A 25,410-nucleotide genomic window follows, 5' to 3' on the forward strand; every position below is an offset into this window, starting at 1 on the left:
TCTATCACGCCTCCCCTTTCATCGATTTTGTATTTCGCAAATTGAAATACGCAAATCCTGCAATGATAAGAAAGACCACTAAGGCAACAGCAGAGGCAATGGCATACTGTCCGTTATCTAATGTCATTTTGAATATCCATGATAATAAAATGTCCGTATGACCTGCGTAGTTATAATTAGCGTTCATTGGTCCGCCTTCTGTCATTAAATAAATAAATGTTAACTGGTTAAAGTTAAATGCGAAGGTAAAGACCATTAATGGGACAGCAGCTACCATAACAATTGGGAATGTGATGTTACGGAACTGTTGAACGATTGTTGCTCCATCTACTTCAGCAGCTTCATATAATTCTTTACTAATGGTCGTAAGTACCGCAGTAAACAATGCCATCCAAAACGGAAAACCTAACCACAGGTTTGTCATTAGTACGGCAACTTTCGCCCATGTAGGGTCTGATAACCACGGAATTGGATTCAATCCAACCGATCGCAGCATATCATTAATAACTCCAAATTGACCATTATACATATTTCGAAAAATGAGAATACTGACAAACCCAGGTACAGCCCAAGGGATAATGTAAATATTTCTCCAAAACTTTGTATATTTCACGACTTTTTGTGATAACACAACAGCGACAAAAAGTCCGGCAAATACCACGATTAGTGTAGATGATATAGCCCAGATAACCGTCCAAGAGAAAACACCAAGGAATGTCCCTCTCCAAGATTCCATCGTGAACAAACGAACAAATTGCTCAATTCCCACCCAATCAACTAAAGCCCTTGGCGGTAAATAGTTCGGGGAAGAAAAGTTCGTAAAAGCAATCAATGCAGTAAAAACCAGTGGAAATACCGTTAACAAGATCATACAAATAGCGGTAGGTGTGATCAAGATATAGGCATACCCGTTATCCCAGATATTACGAACCGATTCTTTGAAGTTCATAATTCTTTGCCCTTGCTCACGCATCTTTCCAACAAGGTAAGCATCACGAACACTTAAATAATAAAGACCTACGATCGCTATCAAAACGATCAGTAACATAAGCCCTTCAGCCATTAATAAGATTGAATGGTCACCGGGATCAACGATACGCCCTCTTTGTCTTACTTGAGGCGTTTCACCGAGTGTAATTAGCCCATGTAAACCACTCATAATTGGTTTAATAAAGAAAATTAAAATGATGAGCTCAAACAAGGACCAACTAATACCCTTCCAATATTGCTTGTTGTATAGTTGTCCAAGTCCCATAAAGAGAACAGACAGCAAAGCAGCTATTTTGCTGTGACTTTTACCTTTATGCGACTCTTGAGATTGTACATTCATAGACACATTTACTCCCCCTTCTACTTTCTATATAGTAAATAAATAGTGAATCAGTGAGGCAACTTAGGAGGATTTATCCGATAAACCACACTCACTGACCATCAAATTTATTCATCGAGTTTACTTACCTAATACTCAAAAAATAATTTTTTATTGCTGTTGCTCTTGTATAGCTGTTTCGATCGTGTTCACTGCTCGGTCTAACGCTTCTTGAATATCCACATCACGATTCCAAATTTCTGTAAATGCCGCTGCCATTGGATCCCACACAAGAGGCATTTCTGGAATGTTTGGCATTGGATGAGCATGTGTTGCTTGTTCCAAGAAACCAACTGCAATTTCATTACTTTGAATATCTTCATGCTCGACTAACGCTAAGCGTGGAGGCAAAGCACCAGTGATTTGATATGACTCCAACAAGTTTTCTTCGTTCGTAATAAATTGAGCTAATAATGAAGCTGCGTCTGGATATTCTGTATATGCGTTTACATAGAAACCACGGGTACCTGAGAAACTAGTTGGGTTTTCACCATTGTCAAGTACTGGCAGTGGTGCAACATTGAAGTTTACTCCTGCATCTTCATATCCACGGACAGCCCACGGACCGTTAATATCAAATGCTAAGTCCCCTCCTTCAAATAGTGCCGTTCTTACATCATAGGTGATATCTTCATTAGCCATCCCAGGAAGAATCTCATCACGGATTCGAACCAATATTTCTGTACCTTGTACAGAACCTTCATTATTTAGGCCAACATCATCTGGGTTTGTACCCTCATCACCGAAAACATACCCACCATACCCACCAAGGAATGCATACGTGAAGTAAAGGTTTTCAGGCTCCATCATAAACCCATATTGATTACCTTCTGTTACTTCTTTCGCTATTTCAAACAATTCGTCCATTGTCTCAGGAGCATCGTCTACTAAATCAGTGTTGTAGTAAAGAGCATACGTTTCAATACCAGATGGGTATCCGTAAAGTTCTCCATCAAATGATGTAGCAGTAATAGCCGCTTCCATAAACTCTTCTTCATATTGTTCTGGCCAGAAGTTTTCAAGAACCAATCCGGCAGAGATCGCACGGCCAATACGGTCATGTGTAGAAGCAAATACATCACCTGCTAATCCTTGAGGACCATCTGTCGCTAAACGCTCTGGCGCATCCTCTTGGTTTACTTCCTCTACTTGTACTGGTACACCATATTCTTCTTCAAATTTCTCAGCCATAAGCTCAGCCCACTGTAGCTGCTCATCTCCGTCACTCCATAGCAACAACTCCGCTCCTTCTTCAGGAACGACTTCGAAATCTACTGCTTCTTCACCAGCTCCGTCACCTTCACCAACTCCAGTTTCTTCTGGTGCTTCATCTGCTCCGCCACATGCTGCCAGTACTAATGACAACGATAATGATAATGTTACTAACTTTGTTTTATTGAACATATATTTGTTCCCCCTTTTATTTTTTTTAAAATACCCAACCCATTGCGACAGGCGTTAACTATGATCTCACCTCCTTATTAAAATGCTATTTTTATTACAGCTTTACACTATCATCTGCTAAATATTGTTCTCCGTTACATATCATTACCAATCTGAGAAGCTTTTTGCACGGTTTATAAAATAAAAACGTTCCTGCATAAGTTTGGTTAATGACAACATCCCCTAATGCAACCACATTGCACAAAACGAGCAACCGTTTGCATGTCAGTCGTAAAAAAAAGCACCTATCTTTTCATTTGTAGTGAAAACGGTTGCACTTGGATAACCTCATTATAGAGTGTCTATTCAATATTTACAAGGCTTATTCAAAAAAATATCATAGTTTTATTTTTAATTATATTTCTCTGTCCTACTAAATTTGTGTTTTTTGTGCAACCGATTGGCTTTTCATCGTATTGTTAGTATAGATCATGAGTTTTTTATTTTCCCTATGTCCTGCCTATTAATCTTTCAGTCATTTAGGCTTAGGGTTAATCGAGATTTGAATTGCTTATATCTTGCATGAATGGGTTCTGGGACAGTTAAAGTGAACGCGTTGGCGTGATCGATAATTACAACAGATGTCTACGTCCGAAAAACACGAGGAAAATAAAGTTTAGTATCATATTTTGGGTCCTAAATGATCTTTTTCTCACATATCAAACTGGTAACATATGTTACCAGTTTGATAAGCGTACAAAGTTTTTCAAAGTTCAAAAAGCTAACTCGCTATTCCTTTGAGTTAGCTTTTTCTCGATTTGTTTAGTTTATAAGCTTGGTTTTGTTGCTTTGATCAAAATCGACTCTCCCATAAATGAATCAACCTTCCCATCTTTTACTTGAATTCTAAATTTAGCTTGATGCTCTTTCGTTGATTGCACCATATCATTTGATAAAAGGGTTTTCTTCTCATCAGATAGATTCATCATTTTGCACCAAGTATCAAACTGAAAAAGCTTTTGAAATCGGTAAGACTCCTCGATTTCAAAACCAGTCACTTCTAACTTATGATACCACTCTGTTTTTTTCCATGCTCGGTGATGACTATGATCTCGATCTTTTTCAATTTTATTATAAAATTGATCAAAGTCATCTCTTTCTGGTGCAACATTATCTATTAATAATAGTGCTCCTTCGGCTTTGACGACTCGAAATGCTTCACGGACAAAAGCAGAGATATCAGGAAAGTGATGAGCTGCAATCCGGCAGGTAACAATGTCAAAAGTTTCATCATCAAACGAGAGCTGTTCCGCATCCCCTTGGACAAATGCAACATTTGAATTGCCATTCGACTCAATGAAACTCTTAGCCACCTCTAGAATTTCATTAGTCAAGTCGAGTGCCACAACCTCCCTAACTAAAGGTGCTAGTGCATTTGCTACATGCCCTCCTCCTGTTGCGATATCCAGGACGTATTCATTTCCTTTCAAGTTCGCTACTTCCATTAACTTTCGTAAATCATTACCATTTGCGTGCGTCTTACTAGTCATATAGTTACTCGCATTCTTTCCAAACTGGGCTTTCACATTAGCTTTCGTGTCTCGTTCCTTCATTATCATCACATCCTTAAGTCTCGTCATGAGAAAGCGATTATCTTATATTATACAGTACTCGTATTTAGTTTTACTTCGTTTCTCATAAAAGATACTACATAGTAGTCAATTCATCTCACACTATAAAAAAATCACTTTTATTCTATGTTTATGTTGATATTTGTTCGATATCTTTATATAATGTACACGTGTACATGAGAAAAAAGGAGGTGAATACAATAGCAAAGAGAAAAGATGTCGCGAAGCTAGCAGGTGTGTCCGAAGCAACCGTATCACGTGTTTTTAACAATGTTCCACCTCTTCGTGAAGAAACCAAACAAAAAGTCATGCAAGCTGCAAAACAATTAAACTATCATCCGAATGCGATTGCTCAAAGCTTTGCTAAAGGAAAAAGTCAAAATATTGGTGTCATCGTTCCCTATTTGCCTAAAGTTCATTTATTATCAACGTCTTATTTCTCAGAAATTTTAAGTGGAATTGGTGTAAAGCTAGGAGAAATGGATTACGGGTTACTCCTTCTGTTTCAATCATCAACTGAGCCAAAAGACTATGTACAACTATTTCACACACAAAAAGTTGATGGTTGTATTATCCTAGGTTCACAGGATAGCATTGAAGAAAGAGCAGCTCTAAATCAGCTTCAAGAGTTAGCCCTGCCATACTGCCTTGTTAATCAAACGTTTGAAGGTACATCTTTTCATTCAATTGATGCGATGCATTATGAAGGAAGTTCTCAAGCAGTATCTATTCTCCTTGAGAAAGGCTATAAGCGAATCGCTTTCTTAAATGGACCAAAATCATATTCAAATAGCTTAGAACGTCTATCAGGGTATGAAAGCGCTTTACAAGAAAAAGGTATTGAGCTGAATGACGATTGGATTTTTCAAGGGAATTACAGTCGCAAAAGCGGGTTTCAGGCAGCCGCCGACATCGGCCCTCTTATTCCACATCTTGATGCAATTTTCGCCTCTAATGACCGAATGGCAATTGGTCTCATGCAAGGGTTAAGTGAACAAGGTTTTCAAGCTGGTCGTGATTATGCACTAATTGGTTACGACGATTCTGATATCTGTAGTATGATTAGTCCCAAGCTCAGTTCCGTAAATGTGCCACTCTTTGAAATGGGACAGATCGCGGCTGAAACTGTATTAACGATGGTTGAGCGGGGAGTAACCGAACAAATTCAAGTTAGGCTTCCTGTGACAGTTATTGAAAGAGCATCTATTTAAATAAACTTTTTATAAAAGGAGATAAAGCGATGGAAACATTAAATATTGGTATGGTCGGTTATAAATTTATGGGAAAAGCTCACAGTCATGCCTATCGAGATCTCCCGATGTTTTTCCCAAAACATATTCATCCACAAATGAAAGTGATTTGTGGTCGTAATCCAGAAGGTATTGCTCAAGCAGCAGCGCAATTCGGCTGGGAGGAATACACGACTGATTGGAAAGAACTTTTAAAGCGAGATGATATTGACTTAATTGATATTAATGCACCTAGTGATGTACATAAGGAGATTGCCATTGAAGCCGCAAAGGCTGGAAAACATGTTTTTTGCGAAAAACCGTTAGCGCTTACATTAGAAGATTCTAGGGAGATGTTAGAGGCTGTTGAAGCGGCTGGTGTCAAACATATGGTTGGTTTTAACTATCGGTTTGCTCCTGCTGTCATGCTAGCAAAGAAGTTGATTGATGAAGGAAGATTAGGCGACATTTATCATTTTCGAGCATGGTTCTTACAAGATTGGATCATCGACCCAGACTTCCCTCTTGTTTGGCGACTTCAAAAAGAAATCGCTGGCTCAGGCTCGCATGGGGATTTAGGAGCCCACCTAATTGATATGGCCCACTATTTAATCGGTGATATGACAGACGTGATTGGAATGAGTGAGACATTTATTAAAGAACGACCATTGCCTTCAGAAATGACTGGATTATCTGCAACCGGTAACAAAAATGCTGAAAAAGGCCCTGTTACGGTTGATGATGCGACATTATTTTTAGCGCGGTTTGCAAATGGAGCTGTCGGTAGCTTTGAAGCTACTCGCTTTGCTACTGGTCATCGAAGTACGAACTCATTTGAAATTAACGGAAGTAAAGGAAGCGTAATTTTTGATTTTGAACGTATGAATGAATTGCAAGTATATTTTGTTGATGACAAGGAAGATGTACAAGGCTTCCGTCGAGTGGTGGCAACCGATGCTGCTCATGCGTATTCCGACGTTTGGTGGCCAGCTGGTCATACGATTGGTTATGAGCATACCTTTATTCATTCAGCCGTTGAACTTATGGAAGCATTCCGTGAAGATCGCCAGCCAGTTCCCAATTTCAAGGATGGTGTGAAGTGTCAGCAAGTATTAGAAGCTGTTGAACAATCAATTGAGCAAAGCAAGTGGATAAAAGTCTCTGACCTATAATACATGAAAAACTAATTACATAACGAATAGGAGTGTTTAATGATGAAAAAGAATGCATTAATCGTTTGGGGCGGTTGGGACGGACATGAACCGGAACAAGTAGCCAACATTTTTAAGGGAATCCTAGAGGAAGAAAACTTTATTGTAGAAGTATCAAACTCATTAGACTCTTATGCTGATGCTGAAAAACTGAAGTCTTTGGATTTAATTGTCCCACATTGGACAATGGGCCACATTGAAAAAAGCTATGTACAAAATATATCTTCAGCTATTATGAGTGGTGTTGGTCTTGCAGGTTGTCATGGCGGGATGTGTGATTCATTTAGAAACAATGTCGATTGGCAGTTTATGACAGGTGGAAACTGGGTCGCTCACCCTGGCAACGATGGTGTAGAATACATGGTTAACGTTAAACATTCATCTAGCCCACTACTTCAAGACATTCCTGACTTTAAAGTTGTCAGTGAACAATATTATCTTCATGTAGACCCTGCTGTTGAAGTATTGGCTACCACTCGTTTCCCTGTCATCGATGGGCCACATGCTGCTAACGGTGCTGTTGATATGCCAGTCGTTTGGACAAAACGCTGGGGATCTGGCCGCGTATTCTACAATTCATTAGGTCATGTTGCTAATATTGTTGCAATGCCCGAAGTTTCAAAAATTATGCGCCGTGGCTTCTTATGGGCTGCTGAAGGAAAAACTCTTTATGGAACAAAAGAAGTAAATACATTTGCAACATCAGGAAATGGATCTGGAACTGTGTACACAGGAATGGGAGACAGTCAATAATTTAGGGGGGATTATTATGAGTAAAGTAAAAGTCGGCATCATTGGCTGCGGAAATATCAGCACAATCTATTTAAAAAATTGTCGAGAATTCGAACCTATTGATTTAGTTGCATGTGCAGACCTAGATATTGAGCGCGCAAAAGATCAAGCTGAAAAATTTGGTATTAAAGCTTATAGCGTACAAGAATTACTCGAGGATCAAGAGATTGAATTAGTCATTAATTTAACGATTCCAAAGGCTCATGCACAAGTATGCATTCAAGCTCTCGAAGCAGGGAAACACGTCTATACAGAAAAACCATTAGCTGTAACTCGTGAAGAAGGACGTCAAATTTTAGAAGTGGCCGAAGCGAAAGGCCTACGAGTTGGTAGTGCTCCTGACACTTTCTTAGGTGGAGGGATTCAAACAGCGATTCACTTAATTGAAAAAGGAGAAATTGGGACACCGATTGGTGCTACAGCCTTTATGATGAGTCGTGGACACGAACATTGGCATCCAGACCCTGCCTTTTATTATGATGTTGGTGGTGGTCCAATGTTTGATATGGGTCCATATTATTTAACAGCTTTAATTGCTGCTTTAGGGCCGATTGATAGAATTTCTGGTTCTGCTCGGATTAGTTATCCTGAAAGGACCATTTCAAGTGAACCTAAAGCGGGTACGAAGATTCAAGTGAAAACGCCAACTCATATCTCTGGTGTTCTTGATTTTGCTTCGGGTGCCATAGGGACGATGATTACAAGCTTCGATGTTTTTGGCGGGTCCACTCTTCCTCGAATTGAGATTTATGGAAGTGAAGGAACGATACTCGTACCTGACCCTAACACATTTGGCGGTCCAGTCCAGATTCGAAAACGCGATGAAAAAGACTTTGTTGACATCTCATTAACTCACCAATATGATGAAAACAGTCGAGGAATTGGCGTAGCAGATATGGCTGAGGCCATTCAGCAAAATAGAATTCACAGAGCGAATGGTCAGATTGCTTTTCATGCATTAGAAGCAATGCACGGCTTTCATGATGCCTCTAGTAACGGAACATATTATCAAATGGAAAGTACATGTGAGAAGCCTGAACCACTGCCACTTAACTATCAATTCACATCTACTATCCTTAAATAGAAAAACTAGAAAAAGCAGCGATTCATCGCTGCTTTTTCCACATTTACGTTCTTGGTATTCCTGAAAATATCCGATCAAATGTTTGAATCGTATATGGCTCAGCGAGCATTTGGGGTATAACTGATTTAAATCGCAGAAAATGGTCTGTCTCTCTATGTCTCTTTTGATCTTGAGGTGTTTTGTATATTTCTACTAGTGTAAAACGTTTGTTATCTTCTTGATCTTGTAACACATCAAATGCAATAACCCCTTCTTCTTGGATGCTATGACTTGCATTCTCTTTAATCGCTTCTTTAAATGGAGTAATAAACTCCTCCTTTACGTGTATAGCTACATGAACCATATGCATTCTGATTCCCCCTTTTATTAAATAAAATTGGAAAGCCTCTCAACAATCGCTTTAATTGTAATGTATCGAATAAAACCAAAGGACCTAACCTCTACCGCTTTTGATCGCAATACTAATTGAGGCCAGACCCTGATGTTCATCCTATTTAACGTTCATTTTCTTCATAACTGAAATAATCAAAATCAGCATGCATGTTTTGACCACTTAAATCTTGTACACACATACCAATGAACGCGCCAGTAAAACCTTGTTCCATAAAGACACCGTCATCAATAACTTCAGCGTTTTCATCCGATAAAATGCTAGCATTAAGAATGGGACCGATCTTCATCCATTCATTCCCATCAGTTGAATAGAAAAATTGGAAATTTTCATCCGCAATTCTAGCTTTTAAATAAACTCGATCCAAGCCTTGAATGGATACTTCTTGTTCGAGCGGTTCATCATATCTGCCCCGATTGCTTGTCATGATCCCCAAACACTTTCCTAATTGTTCGTCATGGCTTACTCGCAAGTAAAAATAATTGCGGTTGTTATAATAATAGATTAACCCTGCCATTTGTTGGAATGTCTGTGGTTCAAATTCAACGACCGTTTCAACGTCAACGTTAAACCCTTGTTGACGACGCGCAAGTAAACTTTGTCTATGAACAGAGTTTAGTGATTCTCTACCATATAAACGTAAATAACCTGGTCTTTCTTGTAACGTTACCCAGTTTTCTTCAAAAGGCACACGCAATGAATTAAAATGAATATTTAATTCAGCACTATCAAACTCTTCTTTTGTTGGTTCATCGTCAAAAGGATATTCAGGTAAAGAAGGTCCTTCAACAATTTCTTTCGGAGAGTTTCCTCCTCCTGCTAATCGAATCCATCCATCTTCTGTCCACTCACATTTCTGTATGGCTGTTTCTCGTCCTAAATTACAGTGTAAGGACGGCTTTAGTTGACGACCACATAAATGAACCATATACCATTCACCATCTTGCGTTTCCACAAGACTTGCATGCCCAGCTTTCTGTAGGACTAATTCAGGTTTTTCATAAGACGTTAATATTGGATTGGTCGGGTCGACCTCATATGGACCGAATAATGATTTGGAACGAGCCATTGTTGCAGCATGCTTTAATCTCGTCCCTCCTTCTGCCGTTAGCAAATAATAATAGCCATCTTTTTTATAAATATGAGGGCCTTCTGTTAGACCGATTTCTGTCCCTTTAAAAATATTACGAATGGGACCTACTAATTTTTGTTCTTCTTCGGAATATTCTTGTATAAGTGTTCCCCCAAAGGAATTCTTCCCTTTTCGATGATCCCAAACCATATTTAATAACCATTTTTTCCCGTCATCATCATGGAATAGAGACGGATCAAATCCACTACTATTTAAATAAATTGGCTCTGACCAAGGTCCCATAATATCAGTTGCCGTTACTAGATAGTTGTGGGTGTCTTTAAATACAGTCTTATGACTCTTTACATCTGTATAAATGAGATAAAATGTTCCATCATGATAACTTAAACAAGGTGCCCATGCTCCACCTGAGTCAGGATTACCTAGCATATCGATTTGACTTTTTCTAGTTAACGGATGCGGTAACAATCTCCAATTCTTTAAATCTCTTGAATGATGGATCTGAACACCAGGAAACCATTCAAACGTTGAAGTTGCTATATAATAATCATCCTCGACTCGGATAATAGAAGGATCCGGATTAAATCCAGGTAAAATTGGATTTATTATTTCATACATTTCAAACACCTCCAAATAAATTTAAGTTACACTCCAGAATAAGATAAGAAACCACCATCAACCGGAATGGTAATGCCTGTAACAAAACCTGACATATTGTCATCAGCTAACCAAATGAGCGTACCTAGAAGATCTTCAGGCTTTCCAAACCTCTGCATTGGAGTATGAGTTAAGATTTTATGAGAGCGTTCTGTTAAAGAACCATCTTCATTCGTTAATAGTCGTCTATTTTGTTCTGTTAAGAAAAATCCAGGTGCAATTGAGTTTACTCTTATACCAACCTCTGCCATATGAACAGCCATCCATTGTGTAAAATTATCAATACCAGCTTTTGCTGCACTATAAGCGGGAACCTTCGTCATTGGAGAAGGTGCACTCATTGAAGACATATTAATAATCGTTTTTCCTTGTTTATTGATCATTTTCTTAGAAAAGACTTGGGTAGGAATAATAGTCCCAATTAAATTCAAATTAAATACAAATTGAAATCCTTCCGCAGTTAAATCAAAAAATGTTTTCAATTCCTTATTATCCAAATCTTCTAGTTTCAATGTTTCATTTGTTGTTGAACCATCTGGGTGATTTCCACCGGCACCATTAATTAAAATGTCACATTCACCAAGTTGTTCTGTAATAAGAGCTTCAGCCTTTTTCACACTTTCAACATCGAGTACATCACAAGAAACTGCTAGAGCCGTACCACCACTTTCACGAATATCCTGTTCAACAACCTTCCCTTTTTCCAATTGTCGATTCAATATGGCTACTTTTGCTCCTTGTCTGCCAAGTTCTCGTGCCATCGCCCCACATAAAACTCCGCTTCCTCCAGTAATAACCGCTACTTTCCCCTTCAAATTCTCATTTAGTGGTAACATTATACTTCCTCCTTTTTCATTCTTTCTAGTGAATCCCATATTCCCCATAAGTACATGATTCCAAGTCCACGGTCGTAAAGGCCATAGCCTGGTCTACACTTTTCATCCCAAATATGACGACCGTGATCAGGTCTTGCATATCCTGTGAAACCAATATCATGATAAGCTTTCATAATACTTAAGATGTCAACAGATCCATCCGACGACCGATGAGATGTTTCTATGAAATCTCCATTTTCATAAGTTTTTACATTTCTAATATGCGCAAAATGAATTCGGTCAGCAAACTCTCTTACCATTTCAGCAACATTATTATTTAGGTTTGCTCCTAGTGATCCACTACAAAGAGTCAACCCATTAGCCGGATGGTCAACAAGCTTTAGAAATCGCTCTATATTCTCTTTATTTATAATGATTCTTGGCAGACTGAAAACAGAAAATGGAGGATCATCTGGATGAATCGCCATTTTAATATTATTTTCCTCTGCAACTGGGATGATTTGCTCTAAAAAGTACTGTAAATTGTTCCATAGGTCTTCTTCAGTAACCTCTTGATATAGTTCAAATAGCTTTGTTAAATACTTCAATCTCTCAGGCTCCCAACCTGGCATCGTTTGAGTGAAGTTACTGGATATTTCCTTTACTAATTCCAATGGATCTATGTCTTTAATTTTTTCATTTTCAAAGAATAATGCTGTCGATCCATCTTCGAGTTCTTTGAATAAATCAGTCCGAGTCCAATCAAACACCGGCATAAAGTTGTAACAAATAACTTTAACACCAACTTGGCTTAACTTTTCAATTGTTCGTTTATAATTCTCAATATATTGATCTCTCGATGGTAAACCTAGCTTAATATCCTCGTGAATATTGACACTTTCTACAACGTCTATATTAAAACCATGGAGATCCGCTTGTTCCTTGACTTCCTCAATCCGGTCAAACGGCCACTCTTCTCCTACCGGGATATCATGAAGAGCCCAAACAATCCCTTCTACACCAGGAATTTGTTTCACATGTTCTAATGGGATTAAATCATTGCCCTCTCCAAACCAACGAAATACCATTCTCATTAGTCTACAACTCCTTTTCTTCTTCAAAGCCAAAAGCTAAATAGCTCTCTATATTTCTGTAACTAATGTCCTTCACTATATTTCCTAGTCGCTCAATATCCGCTGGGTATTCTCCATTTTCAACCCATTTCCCTATCACATTACAAAGAATTCTTCTGAAATACTCATGTCTAGTATAGGAAAGAAGACTTCTAGAATCCGTTAACATTCCAACAAAGTTTGATAATACACCTACGTTAGCTAATGTTTTGATTTGATCTTCCATTCCATCGCGTTGATCATTGAACCACCATGCAGTCCCAAACTGAACTTTTCCTGGCACTTCACTTTGAAAGTTTCCCGCGAGAGTTGCGACCATATAATTATCACGAGGATTCAAACAATATAAAACTGTCTTCGGTAAACTATCTGTTTTCTCCAATTCATCTAGTAATCTAGCAAGTTCCTGTGCATACGTAAAATCCGCCATTGAATCATAGCCAGTATTTGGTCCAAGCTTCTCAATCATTCTTGTATTCGTATTACGCAGACCTCCAATATGTAACTGCATGGCCCAACCCTTTTTAGCATAAAGCTGTCCTAAATAAATCATCACAGTCGTTTTATATTGAATGACTTCTTCACCACTAATTTGTTCATTTGCTAACGCTCGTTCAAAAATCGATTCCACTTCGGATCCCGTAAAGTCTTTATAAAAAGAGGAATCTAAGCCATGGTCGGATAAGCGACAACCTACTTCATGAAAATAATTCAGCCGTTCTTCTAAAGCGCTTTTAAAATCTGCCAAACAATTTATAGAAATTCCTGAAACTCGTTCGAGCTCTTTGATCCAATCAATAAATGTGTTCTTATCAATATTTAAGGCTCCATCAGGTCGGAAAGTCGGCAATACCTTCACGTCGAATGATTGATCTTCTTTTAATTGTTTATGATACTCTAATGAATCAACCGGATCATCTGTTGTACAAAGGGCCTTCACCTGAAACTGCTTAATAATTTCTTTTGCCGTTAATCGATCCGTTTGTAGTTCTTGATTACACTCTTCCCAAATCTTTTCAGCTGTTTCTGGAGTTAATACATCTTTAATTCCAAAACAACGCTGAAGTTCTAAATGGGTCCAGTGGTATAATGGGTTCCCGATGAGATTTGGAACTGTCTCAGCCCATTTTAGGAACTTTTCTTTATCACTTTTTTCACCTGTCACATACTCTTCAGGAACACCATTTGCTCGTAATGCTCTCCATTTATAATGATCATCGCCTAACCACACTTCTGTAAGAGAAGAAAACTGTTTGTTTTCAGCAATTTCTTTGGCTGATAGATGGCAATGATAATCAATAATTGGCATATCCTTGGCATAGGTATGATATAATTTTTTAGCAGTATCTGTTTCTAACAGAAAGTCTTTACTCATAAAAGCAAGCACGATATCCACCTCATTCATAAAATTCATTTCCCCCCTAAGACAACGCTTTCATTTTTGCAAATAAACAACCAGATAGTAGCTGGTCATTTGATCATTATTTAAAATATTTAGGAAAGGCTACTTTCAGTTCACCTTGATCATTGTTTACAAGTGTTAAATGATCTCGAATGACTGTTTTTGCTTTTATAGAATCTTGCTCTTTTATCGCTGCGATCATGTCTTCATGTTGCGTTAAAAGAATTTTCCAATTATGGTTTTCAGCTAGACTCAGCATTCGGACCCGGTTCAAATGAACATTCATTTGCTGAATAACGGTCCATATCCTCTTTCTCCCACAACCTTCAGAAATCGTCTCATGAAACTCTTCATCCAATTCAAAAAACTTTTTATAGTCGCCTACTTCAACACAACGCTTTTGAATATGTAAATTATATTCTAACTTTTGCATATGTTTTGGTGAAAACACTTCACATGCTAATCCAATGGCTGCTATTTCTAAATGTTCACGAATAAATCTAGCTTCCTCAACATGATCAAGATCAATAAGTGCTACAAAGGAACCTCTTTGTGGAAAAACTTCTAATAGTTCATCTTGCACTAGTTTCACGAAGGCTTCTCTAACAGGAGTTCGGCTTACTTGAAGCTTTTCTGAGATGTCTTTTTCCGAGATGTTTATACCTGGTTCAAGTTTTAATGAGATAATATTCTCTCTTAATACATGGTAGACATAATCGCGAGTAGAAGAGAACGAATTTCTCTCACCAAATTCCAATTTCACGTTGTTCCACCTCCTTACTTCTATACTACCATACAAGTATACTTGCATGGTAGTATAAAATGATTTTTCTGGATATTATTCGCTCACTTCCGGTACTCTTTTTATACGTGGGTCTGTAAAAATGTCGTATTCATCTCGACTCGTCGTAGAGAACTCCGACACGATGGCACCATCATCACCTGCCTGAAACCAATGAAGAGTATTAGGAGGAATGGTGAATTGTTCTCCGGGATTTAATTCGATTTCATTAAAAACCGTGTAATAGTTCTTGCTACTAGTAGGAACCGTTGCCTGTATTTTCTTAGTTTTTAGCCCTTCTACATAAAGATATACCTTTCCAAAACGGCAACGAAATGTTTCTGTTTTCCCTTGTAATTCTCCAATTTGTGGGTGCTTGTGCTCCGGACATGTTTGATTTGGGAATAATACTAATTCCTTTGCACAATAATAGTCGTTGTTAATATACGTTATAAGTTCAAGCCCTTGTATTTCCAGCTCATTTAAGCCAAAATCAGCAACTTCAATCATTTGTTGTTCTTCATTAGACAAAACGATCCCTGCTTGCTCAAAATAGGCTATTGTTTTTTCCTGTGCTCTTAAAAATACGTTCTTTGCTAGCATACATTCACTCCTTATCTACCACAAACAAGCATGAATTGAAAAATCAAGGGACTAAAACCTAATAGAATCAGACCCTTCTTGCTACAACCATTATCTTGCTATTTAGTTAAATCTGCTTGATCTACGTTAAACTCAATTAAGTTACGATCTGGATCCTTACAAAAGATTTGCGCAAATCCACTTTGACTATTAGGCTTTTCTACAATTTCAATTCCAATTCGCTTCAAGTAATTCAGTGTTTGATAATAATCCTTCACCCGAATGGCGAAATGACCGTCCTTTGATTCAATTGGTCCCTCATTTCTCAATGTATCAGACGTTGGATGCACAATTAAATGAAGTTGTTGATTACCTATTTGATACCAAGCACCTGGAAAATCAAAAACAGGTCGCTTAATTTCATGAAAACCAAGAATGTTACTGTAGAAGTGTTTTGCCTTTTCTAAATCTGTAACAGACAGACTCACATGATGAATTGATTCGATTGCAAACAAACCATCACCCCCAGATTAATTTAAACTAGCTTCAGTTTCTGCCGTTTCAACCTGAATTGCTTGCACTTGTGCTTTAATACATAATTCCGCTGCTTTAAATGCGTGCTCTTGAGTCATCGCGTTTTCTGTTCCATTTAAACAATCTAATATAAATTCACCGAAAAATGGGAATCCGACTTTTCCAGATAACTCAAAATGTTTTTCGCACTTTTGATTGACAAGATATAAATGATTAGAAGAAGCATCTCGACCAATATCAATATACTTGCGGATTTCGATGTATCCTTCTGTCCCTAAGATAATTGCACGTCCATCTCCCCACGTTCCAAGGCCATCAGGTGTAAGCCAGTCAACACGGAAATAAAATGTAGCTCCATTATCAGCAACAAGAGTTGCATCACCGAAATCTTCAAAATGCGGGTACTGTTTATAATGGTAGTTTGCTACTTTACTGTGCAAGACCTTGGCATCTTTTGCTCCTGTATAATGAAGGAATTGTTCAATTTGGTGGCTTCCAATATCACATAAAATTCCACCATAGCTTTCAGGGTCAAAGAACCATTCAGGTCTGCTTTCTGCATTGGCACGGTGAGGACCTGTTCCAATCACTTGAACGACTCGGCCAATGGCACCCTCCTCAATTAATTGTCCAGCAAATACTGCACTTTCTACATGTAAGCGCTCACTATAGTAGATACCCCATTTTAACCCAGTTTCAGCTGTTTTCTTTTTTGCTTTTTCAACTTGATCTAGCTTAGTAAAAGCAGGCTTATCAGCAAAATAATGTTTGCCATGATCCATTGCTCGTAGCCCTAACTCTCCACGTTTTGAAGGGATACAAGCAGACGCAACCAGTTTAATAGACGGATCGAGCAAAACCTCCTCTTCTGTAGTCGCAACTCTAACACCAGGAAACTTTTCGCAGAAGGTTTCAATTTTTTTCGGGTCTGGGTCATATACAGCTACTAAATCTCCTCCTGCTTCTAGTAATCCATTACACATCCCGTAAATATGTCCATGATCTAAGCCGATGGCAGCAAAAGGAAAGCTACCACTTTCAACAACCTTATTGTCTTTTCCTTTTGGTGCATAGTTCATTCCATCATTTTTATCCAATTGTCTTCACTCCTTTAATTCATAAAATTATAGATCGGCAGAATAGTTTCCACCTGTAGTAATCTTATTTTCTGTGAAGTTCTCAACACTGTTCGTCTTCTCATAGAAATGAGTCGCATGTTTCATGACACCTTCTCGTGTATAAAAAAGGCTTTCTTCATTTAATGGTAGTTTAACAGACTCCCCAAAACTAGAAGCTTGGTAAATCGCTGTAATAAGTTCTAACGTTTGACGACCTTGAATGCCGTCGACAAGTACTTCTTTTTTTCCTTCAATCGCGAGCATGACATCATTGATTTGTCCAGCATGACCCTCGTATTGAACTTCTGGTTGTTCATCATATACTTTTTGAATCTTTGATTCTAACTCTTGATCTAGTTCTGGAAAACCATTTTGTTTAGACTTTGAAGCTTTGAGCTTCCACGGTGCTGAAACACGTGCATGTTTTCCTTGGAAAATCAATTGTTGCTCTTCCCCATGATGGACGACTGAACTCGTTACTTGTGCTAGGCTTCCATTGTCATAACGACAAATAGCAATTGATAAATCTTCCACCTCGGCATTGTCATGTGAGGTATTGCTTGACACAGCTGTTACTTCAGAAGGCATCCCGTTCATCCACTGAAAAATATCAATATGGTGCACCGCGTGGTTCAACGTACATCCACCGCCTTCTTTTTCCCATGTTCCTCTCCACCATAGGTCATAGTAACTGTGACCTCTCCACCAAAATGAATCGACTTGTGTATGAACGATCGGACCCATTAACTTTGTATCAAGTACATGTTTCAACTTCATCATTGGAGTACGGAAACGATTTTGAGCGACGACTGATAATACTTTTTGATTTTTTCTCGCTGCTTCATTCATCGCATCACACTCTTCTAGTGAAGACGCCATTGGCTTTTCAACTAACACATTCTTCCCAGAATTGAGCAAGTCAATCGCAGTTTCGGCATGAGTGTATGGTGGTGTACAAACAGAAACAAGATCAATATCTGTTCGTTCTATTAAATCTTTGTAATTACTATAAACATTTACATTCAATTTATAATCCGCCGCTAATTTTTCTGCCTTCTCTGGGTAAATATCACATAAAGCTACAATTTCACATCGTTCTGAAAACTCTTGGTAAGCTTGAATATGTGATGGAGCAATCGCTCCCGCTCCAATAATGGCTACTTTTAACATTCTAATCCTCTCCTATTTCATAAAAGATAATTTTGTACGTTTAGTAAACGTGCAGATAGAAATTTAGAACTTACTTCTTTTCTTCCATATTGGGATAAATCATAATTTTAATACTTGTATCTTTTTGTGTTCTCGCCATTTCAACTGCTTCCTTAATGTCCTTTAACGCATAATTGTGAGTAATGACTTTTCTAATATCAATTGTTGATCGACTTAATGCTTGAATCGCTGCTGGATATGTATTGGCATATCGAAACACACCATATACATCAATTTCTGAATCAATTAAATTTGAAATATTAAGTGGGATATCATCAACAGTTGGTAGGCCAACTAGTACAATTCGTCCACCACGATTTACAACGTTAACTGTATCAGAAATAGCTCTTTGATTACCTGATGATTCTACGACCACATTTACACCTTGACCATCTGTTAATTCTGCGATTTTATCCTTAATTGAACCAGAAATCGGGTCGATTACGGCTGTTGCTCCCATTTCAAGCGCAAGCTCTCTGCGATATGGAACGACATCACTCGCATAAATTTCTGTTACCCCAAAAAGCTTTGCACTTTGAATGGCCAATAAGCCAATCGGTCCTAATCCTGATACAAATAGACGATCCGCTGGACTAACTTTCCCACGGATCATGGAATGAAAACCGACTGATAACGGTTCTAACAATGCACCTTCTTCATAACTCATTTCATCGGGGAGTTTAAAAAGAAAATCACTTCGGATCGTCACATACTCAGACCAAGCTCCGTCCACAGGTGGCGTAGCCATAAAGACGACATCTGGACATAAATTATAGCGACCCGATTTGCAATGATTACAACGCCCACATGTTACTCCTGGTTCAACCGCTACTCGATCTCCGACTGCAACATTCGTTACCAAATCTCCTACTTGAATGACCTCTCCTGCTAATTCATGACCTAAGATGAGAGGCTCCTTCACTTCGTACCGCCCAATTTTCCCATGCTCATAATAATGAACATCCGATCCACAAACTCCAATGCAATATACTTTTATTAAGGCCTCATCTTGATCTGGTTTTGGTACGGGCACCTTTTTAACTTCTATTGACAGTGGTTCATTTAAAACTGCTGCATCCATTAGTTGTTCTGACATTTAATTCACTCCTTCAATCTGAATTCCTAAAAAAATCTACCTATAGATAACGCTTTCACACCATGCATTAATCATATTAGTATGGTAGTGCGATGTAAATATCTAAATTTTACGAATGTAATTTAATTTCTAAATTTAATTCAATTGGTATTATCGTATTGCCTGCTGTATATACCCAGATATTTTTTAAAAAAGGCCTGATCAATGTGTAACCATGCTGATCAGGCCTTCCATATATGCTAATTTTTCTACTACACGTTTCTTATTCGTACTTATTGCTGAGTATCAGCATACAATCTTTCAAAATCTTCGCGGATATCATCGCCACCACGATCTCTCCAATTTTGAACTGCAGCTTCCCATCCAGCTTCATCAATTGCGCCTGTAACAAACCTGTATTTCGCATCATTGATTAATTGCTCAATATCCGCACCTAAGGTGTTGTATACTTCAGAAACTAATGACATTGCAGGGTCTGCAACTACCAAGTCATCATTCTCAATTTCAATCTCTGCCACTCTTTGACCTAATTCTGAAAGGTCACCAGGTGTCGCTACTGGCTCTAAAGGAGCTGTAGTTAATGGGAATTTGTAACCAAAACCTACATCTTTCATGTACTTGTCGTAATCTAAAGTTTGAGCTTTTCCATCAACGATTTCATAATGCTCGCCTTCAATCCCCCATTGCAAGAGATCAGCCATTTCTGGTTCTGACAATTGATCAAAGAATGTAAGTAATTGAAGCAATTCTTCTTCCGTTTCTACGGTAGCTTTCGGGAACATCAAAATACCATTCGAACCGAATTGACTTTCTAAACGTCTTTCACCAGTTGGTCCTACTAAAGCATTAAACACTCCTACTTCTGCATCAGGGAAATTCCCTTTTAATCTGCTCTCAATTGATAATACGTTGTTTGTTGATGCTGAATGGAACCCAGAAATCCCATTTTCAAAATCAGCTTCACGAGTTTCGCGGTCAGGAGCTACGATATCTCTATTTACGACGCCTTCTTCATATAGCTGACGTGAATATTTTAATGCTTCAAAATATTCTTCTGTTTCGTGTTCAGCGATAAACTTACCATCAACAACATCCCATTCGTGTGGAGCTCCAAATCCAACTCCAAAATCGAATCCAAAATCACCAGGAAGGGCAACACTAGTGATACCACGTGTATCATCTGCACCAGATTGGTTTGGATCATCATTTGTGAACGCTCTCAAAACTTCTAAATATTCTTCATGATTCGTTGGTACTTCTAAACCTAAATTATCCAACCAATCTTGTCTGTACATTGTAACAAATCTTGACAATGGACGATATCTTGGAAGACCGTATAATTCTCCCTCAATTTTCACGTTATCATAAACAACTTCATTCATTGATGATAGATTCGGAAATTGCTCGAGGTATTGACCGATTTCCCAGAAAACACCATCTTTCATTGCGCTAATTAAATATGGTTGTTTAGGTGCTCCACAACTTGCAACTACATCCGGTAGGTCACCAGAAGCGATAAGAACTGGTAATCTTTCACAGAAATTCGCACTTACCATATGCGTAATGTCTAACTTTGAATTCGTATACTCTTCAATTGCTAACTGAATGTCATTCCCAGCTTGCGGTACTTCTGTTCCATCAAAGTTTAATGCCATTTTAATCTCAACAGGCTCATTTGATGTTGTTTCTTCTCCTGATGATGAATCAGGTTGAACCTCTTCTGATGTTGTATCTTCGTTCCCACCACATGCAGCTAACATTGTTGCAGTCATAGCGGATACTAACATAAGTTTCCATTTTTTCACAATAAATCCCCCCAAAAATATATGATATTTATAAAATGATAACCTCAGCTTCTAAATTTAGATTAAGAGATCATCCTTTTACTGAGCCTAGTAGCATTCCTTTTGCAAAATGCTTTTGAATAAATGGGTAGACAATTAATATTGGAATGATCGACACAATAACAACAGCCATTTTTAGACCCTGACCAAAAACAGATGAATCAGCATCCATTGCACTTTCATCACCAATATTCCCTGTAGATAAAATAACGATTTGCCGCAAAATTACTTGGACTGGCCATTTTTCTGGTGAATTTAAATACATGACAGCCCCAAAATATTGATTCCAAATTCCGACAGCATAAAAGAGTGAAATAGCAGCAATTACAGGTAGCGATAAAGGCAAAACAATTTTAATCAAAACGATAATATCATGCGCACCATCGATCTTCGCTGATTCAATCAATTCATTCGGTATATTGGAAAAGAAACTTCGCATTACGATTAGATAAAAAGCACTTACCAAGTTTGGAAGCATTAATGCCCAATACGTGTCAATCATATGAAGATTTTTAACAACGATATAGGTTGGGATCATTCCTCCATTAAAGAGCATGGTGAAAATAATCGCGAGCATGATCCACTTTCGCCCAGGGATTTCTTTGTACGATAATGAGTACGCGATTAATGCTGTGACAACAACACTCATAAATGTCCCTAGAATAGTAATGTAGGCAGAGACTCCTAAACTTCTAATAAACGTTTGAGTAGTAAAGATATATTTGTAAGCATCGAGTGTAAAGCCCGATGGCCATACTGAGTTGCTTGTTGAAAACGAACTAATGAAAACATAGATAAATGGTATAATACACAATAATGAGAATATAATTAGAAATATATAATTGGAAGCATCAAATATTTTTTCTCCAAGGGTTGGTTTTTGTACCAATGATCCCACCTCCTAGTAAAGTCCTTCTTCACCGAATTTTTTCGCAATCCAGTTAGCACCCATTACTAAAACTAATCCAACTGCTGCTTTAAATAATCCAACTGCTGCACTGTAACTAAATTGACCTTGCACCAAACCGGTTCGATAAACGTACGTATCAAAAACTTCACCGACTTCTCGGTTTAATGAGTTAACCATTAAGAAGATTTGCTCAAATCCTAGGTCTAAGAAGTTACCTAAACGCAAGATTAATAGGATAACGATAATATTTCTTATCGACGGCAACGTAATATGCCAAATTAATCTGAAGCGATTCGCCCCATCTAACCTTGCAGCTTCATATAGTTGTGTATTAACACCAGCTAAGGCTGCCAAGAAAATAATCGTCCCCCACCCAGCGTCTTTCCAAACCATTTGCATCACGATAAGTGGCCGGAACCAATCAGGACTCGTTAGGAAGTCAACTGGATTGCTCCTAAACTGGCTTAACATTTCGGTTACGACCCCACCCTCGACAGATAGAAGGATGTGTGTAATCCCGACAATAACTACCCAAGATAAGAAATATGGTATATATACTATCGTCTGAACACTCTTTTTAAACCATTCTTTTCTTATCTCATTTAGCATAATGGCCATTAAAATCGTCAAAGGAAAGAAGATAACTAAATCATATAAAGCTAGTAATAACGTATTTCTAAATAACATCCAAAAATCAGGTAATGAGAAAAACCGTTCAAAATGGGCGAAACCTACCCATTCACTTTGCATAATTCCTAAATGCGGGCGATAATTTTTAAATGCCATGATCAATCCCCACATTGGCATATACTTAAAAACAAAGAAGTAAAGCAACCCAGGAATCATAAAAACATAAAGCCAACGAAATTTCCAAAAATGGCTAAAACGAGTACCAGATTTCGGGGTGAAATTGAGCGTTTTTTTGAGCTCTGTCACTGTATTTGCGTCCATTTTTAACACACCTTTCCTTCAGCAATTTCTATATCTACACAGAAAGCGGTTACACTTTTTGCGTGGATTTACAACTCCATTAGAAGTACAATAATATTGATTTGGGTAATTAAAATGGATTTATTAGGTACTTTATATTAATAACATAAAAAGATTACAAGCGGTCCGTAAGCGGTTACATTATAAATATTAAAAATACCAAAATCCTTTTATTAGTATAATTTAATTTTATAAAAGTTTTTTCGTGAATTCCTTACTTTCATCTTAGCAATAGACCTCAATTCGATCTATGTACCTTTCTGTAGTACTTTTACCCAAATGAAGACCTTTTTAGTGTTTTCGAATTTGAAAATCGATCGTTTTCGACACTTTCACCTTATTTTTGTCTCTTTTTGACATTGACCAAACGATATTGACTAGGAGTTAAACCTGACCACCTTTTAAATTGTCTACTGAAATGGGCAATGTCGTGATACCCCATAATATAGGCAATTTGTTCAATTGTATAATCCTTTTCTGTAAGCAAGACCTTAGATTCATTTAGTTTTTTAAATGATAAATATTGACGCGGCGACATGTTATAAACCTTTTTAAATACTTTGTTACAATAGGAAGTGCTAAAATTCAATTCATCAGCAATCTTTTCAATTCCTCCAATTCCTTCCATATCTTCAATGCTTCGCTTTACCAACAATTCAATCTTTTCAGCAATTCGATAAGCGATTTTAACCGTTCGTTCATTTCCTGGCTCTACGTCTCCAGTCTGCTCAGTCATCCCTTCAATCAAAACCGCTAATAACTCAAACATGATCGCGTGAACTTGCATTTTCTCTTTAAGATTCAATCCTGAAGCTTTACATACATGAATCAAACGATCTAAATATGGTCGTATCAAAAGGGCTAATTTTGAACCCGAATGGAAGTAAACTTCATTTGAATTTTTTAAGTATGGAAGAAACAACTTATCATCAATATCAAAATGCAGACAGAAATATGTAAATCCATTTCCTGCTCCACTTCGACTTGAATGACTATCACCAGGTCGAGCTATGATAATATCGCCAGATTGCTGATCATATGGTTTACCCTTCACTTTAAAAACTTGATGACCATCTAGAACTAAGTTAATCTCGTATTTTGGATGTTCATGCTCTGGATAGTTCCACGTATTTTTTACCGTACGGAGATGCATGCCATATAATTCAAAGCCAGTTTTAATATTTGGATAAATGAATTCTTCTAAGCTGTACTGAGTAGTCAATTGATGATTATCAAATAGCTTTCGATCCAAAAAAGTGAACTCCATCTTCACCCCTCCCAATCTTTTTTGTTGCATTTATCCTTTCTTGTACTCATTATACATAATACTGAAAACTTAAAAAACTAATGAAAATATAGGTTAAACTTTAAAAACTATATATGTTTAGTGAAAGAGGCAATCTATTATCAGATGAGTTAGTAAGCGCTTCCAAAATAAGAGAACAAAAAAACAGAATGTCAGCATAAATGTCGACATTCTGTTTTTATTAAATTATTTATTATTGGGCTACTTCCTTCGCTTCTTCGACCTTTTGTTGTTTTGTTTCAAGTCTTTTAAAAGCAAAATAGGCAGATCCCATCGTTATAAACCCAAACGCACTAGCACCAAACACTGGAATCAAACCAGGGATGAACATGAACAAATAATAGATAACCGACAACGTTGCAATCATCATAATCGTCATTAATGGACTAAGGAATCCAATTAATATTGAATGTCTTAGATACTGAAGTACCTTTAAATCATAATGTACATAAACAGGAATTATATAGATGACCATTATTAGAAAAAAGAAACCTATAATGATCAAGCCAGCAGTTAGGATATATTGCAACATTCCACTCACTTGACTCAAAAATTGCAAATCAATATACAAAATATAACCAATCGCAAAAATAATAAGACCTAATAAATTCACTTTTATAAATTCTTTTTTATATGTTTTAAAAAAAAGCTTTGTAATATGAACGTCTTCCTCACCCATTAACCATTTCCGAATAACTGTAAACATAGCAACGGTTGCAGGCATAACACCAAAAATGACTAACCCTATTATTGAAAAGAATATCCATAGTATATTAATATAGGCCAACCTCATAACCCACTCACTAACTCGATAAAAGCCTCCCATAACTCCTTGGTTTGGCATATCTCC

The 25,410-nt window shown here is 37.6% G+C and carries 23 protein-coding genes; 4 read left to right on the forward strand and 19 right to left on the reverse strand.

The annotated features are described in order from the left end of the window. Positions 1-4: 4 nt before the first annotated feature. The 3 genes from SLH51_RS08170 to SLH51_RS08180 all read right to left on the reverse strand — a co-directional run bounded on the left by SLH51_RS08170 (position 5) and on the right by SLH51_RS08180 (position 4,365). Positions 5-1,330 carry a carbohydrate ABC transporter permease gene (locus SLH51_RS08170; protein ID WP_335960691.1) on the reverse strand — a complete coding sequence of 442 codons (1,326 nt, stop codon included), beginning with the start codon at positions 1,328-1,330 and terminating at the stop codon, positions 5-7. A 150-nt stretch (positions 1,331-1,480) separates the two neighbouring features. Next, complete coding sequence (locus SLH51_RS08175) at positions 1,481-2,773, reverse strand: sugar ABC transporter substrate-binding protein (protein ID WP_335960570.1); 1,293 nt, start codon at positions 2,771-2,773, stop codon at positions 1,481-1,483. Between the two features lie 806 nt (positions 2,774-3,579). After that, positions 3,580-4,365: a class I SAM-dependent methyltransferase gene (locus SLH51_RS08180; RefSeq protein ID WP_335960572.1), complete on the reverse strand. Its 786-nt coding sequence runs from the start codon at positions 4,363-4,365 to the stop codon at positions 3,580-3,582. Positions 4,366-4,574: 209 nt separating this feature from the next. Between SLH51_RS08180 and SLH51_RS08185 the strand changes: the two genes are divergently transcribed. From SLH51_RS08185 to SLH51_RS08200, 4 genes are read left to right on the forward strand one after another with little or no spacing between them, the layout of a single operon-like run. Beyond that, positions 4,575-5,594, forward strand: a complete 1,020-nt coding sequence (locus tag SLH51_RS08185; protein ID WP_335960574.1) for a LacI family DNA-binding transcriptional regulator — start codon at positions 4,575-4,577, stop codon at positions 5,592-5,594. Between the two features lie 29 nt (positions 5,595-5,623). Continuing rightward, complete coding sequence (locus SLH51_RS08190) at positions 5,624-6,784, forward strand: Gfo/Idh/MocA family protein (RefSeq protein WP_335960575.1); 1,161 nt, start codon at positions 5,624-5,626, stop codon at positions 6,782-6,784. A gap of 42 nt (positions 6,785-6,826) precedes the next feature. After that, entirely contained in the window at positions 6,827-7,576 is a 750-nt protein-coding gene (locus SLH51_RS08195) for a ThuA domain-containing protein (protein ID WP_335960692.1), read from the forward strand. 16 nt (positions 7,577-7,592) lie between these two features. Continuing rightward, complete coding sequence (locus tag SLH51_RS08200) at positions 7,593-8,699, forward strand: Gfo/Idh/MocA family protein (RefSeq protein WP_335960576.1); 1,107 nt, start codon at positions 7,593-7,595, stop codon at positions 8,697-8,699. A gap of 43 nt (positions 8,700-8,742) precedes the next feature. Here SLH51_RS08200 and SLH51_RS08205 read toward each other — a convergent pair whose 3' ends face one another. The 16 genes from SLH51_RS08205 to SLH51_RS08280 form a co-directional block, all read right to left on the reverse strand. Beyond that, positions 8,743-9,048 carry a putative quinol monooxygenase gene (locus tag SLH51_RS08205; RefSeq protein WP_335960577.1) on the reverse strand — a complete coding sequence of 102 codons (306 nt, stop codon included), beginning with the start codon at positions 9,046-9,048 and terminating at the stop codon, positions 8,743-8,745. Positions 9,049-9,193: 145 nt separating this feature from the next. After that, entirely contained in the window at positions 9,194-10,801 is a 1,608-nt protein-coding gene (locus SLH51_RS08210; protein WP_335960578.1) for a glycoside hydrolase family 43 protein, read from the reverse strand. A gap of 26 nt (positions 10,802-10,827) precedes the next feature. After that, positions 10,828-11,676 carry an SDR family oxidoreductase gene (locus SLH51_RS08215; RefSeq protein WP_335960579.1) on the reverse strand — a complete coding sequence of 283 codons (849 nt, stop codon included), beginning with the start codon at positions 11,674-11,676 and terminating at the stop codon, positions 10,828-10,830. Next, positions 11,676-12,749, reverse strand: coding sequence for a mannonate dehydratase (uxuA, locus tag SLH51_RS08220; protein ID WP_335960580.1), 1,074 nt, complete (start codon positions 12,747-12,749; stop codon positions 11,676-11,678). Before uxuA ends, SLH51_RS08215 begins: the two co-directional genes overlap by 1 nt. Before the next feature lie 4 nt (positions 12,750-12,753). Further along, positions 12,754-14,193 carry a glucuronate isomerase gene (uxaC, locus tag SLH51_RS08225; RefSeq protein ID WP_335960582.1) on the reverse strand — a complete coding sequence of 480 codons (1,440 nt, stop codon included), beginning with the start codon at positions 14,191-14,193 and terminating at the stop codon, positions 12,754-12,756. A gap of 76 nt (positions 14,194-14,269) precedes the next feature. After that, positions 14,270-14,953, reverse strand: a complete 684-nt coding sequence (locus SLH51_RS08230; RefSeq protein ID WP_335960583.1) for a GntR family transcriptional regulator — start codon at positions 14,951-14,953, stop codon at positions 14,270-14,272. Between the two features lie 75 nt (positions 14,954-15,028). Next, entirely contained in the window at positions 15,029-15,574 is a 546-nt protein-coding gene (locus tag SLH51_RS08235) for a D-lyxose/D-mannose family sugar isomerase (RefSeq protein WP_335960584.1), read from the reverse strand. A 98-nt stretch (positions 15,575-15,672) separates the two neighbouring features. Beyond that, positions 15,673-16,068: a VOC family protein gene (locus tag SLH51_RS08240; RefSeq protein WP_335960587.1), complete on the reverse strand. Its 396-nt coding sequence runs from the start codon at positions 16,066-16,068 to the stop codon at positions 15,673-15,675. Between the two features lie 15 nt (positions 16,069-16,083). Beyond that, positions 16,084-17,184: a Gfo/Idh/MocA family protein gene (locus SLH51_RS08245; RefSeq protein WP_335960588.1), complete on the reverse strand. Its 1,101-nt coding sequence runs from the start codon at positions 17,182-17,184 to the stop codon at positions 16,084-16,086. A 27-nt stretch (positions 17,185-17,211) separates the two neighbouring features. Further along, positions 17,212-18,375, reverse strand: coding sequence for a Gfo/Idh/MocA family protein (locus tag SLH51_RS08250; RefSeq protein ID WP_335960590.1), 1,164 nt, complete (start codon positions 18,373-18,375; stop codon positions 17,212-17,214). Positions 18,376-18,445: 70 nt separating this feature from the next. Next, positions 18,446-19,510: an NAD(P)-dependent alcohol dehydrogenase gene (locus tag SLH51_RS08255; RefSeq protein WP_335960591.1), complete on the reverse strand. Its 1,065-nt coding sequence runs from the start codon at positions 19,508-19,510 to the stop codon at positions 18,446-18,448. A gap of 272 nt (positions 19,511-19,782) precedes the next feature. Further along, entirely contained in the window at positions 19,783-21,315 is a 1,533-nt protein-coding gene (locus tag SLH51_RS08260) for a hypothetical protein (protein WP_335960592.1), read from the reverse strand. A 70-nt stretch (positions 21,316-21,385) separates the two neighbouring features. Next, positions 21,386-22,252 carry a carbohydrate ABC transporter permease gene (locus tag SLH51_RS08265; protein WP_335960593.1) on the reverse strand — a complete coding sequence of 289 codons (867 nt, stop codon included), beginning with the start codon at positions 22,250-22,252 and terminating at the stop codon, positions 21,386-21,388. 3 nt (positions 22,253-22,255) lie between these two features. After that, positions 22,256-23,215, reverse strand: a complete 960-nt coding sequence (locus SLH51_RS08270) for an ABC transporter permease (protein WP_335960595.1) — start codon at positions 23,213-23,215, stop codon at positions 22,256-22,258. Between the two features lie 376 nt (positions 23,216-23,591). Then, complete coding sequence (locus SLH51_RS08275; RefSeq protein ID WP_335960596.1) at positions 23,592-24,521, reverse strand: AraC family transcriptional regulator; 930 nt, start codon at positions 24,519-24,521, stop codon at positions 23,592-23,594. A 232-nt stretch (positions 24,522-24,753) separates the two neighbouring features. Continuing rightward, positions 24,754-25,404, reverse strand: a complete 651-nt coding sequence (locus SLH51_RS08280; protein WP_335960597.1) for a YesL family protein — start codon at positions 25,402-25,404, stop codon at positions 24,754-24,756. Positions 25,405-25,410: the final 6 nt, after the last annotated feature.

The organism is Halalkalibacter kiskunsagensis (genome assembly GCF_037027555.1).
Taxonomy (GTDB): domain Bacteria; phylum Bacillota; class Bacilli; order Bacillales; family Bacillaceae_D; genus Halalkalibacter; species Halalkalibacter kiskunsagensis.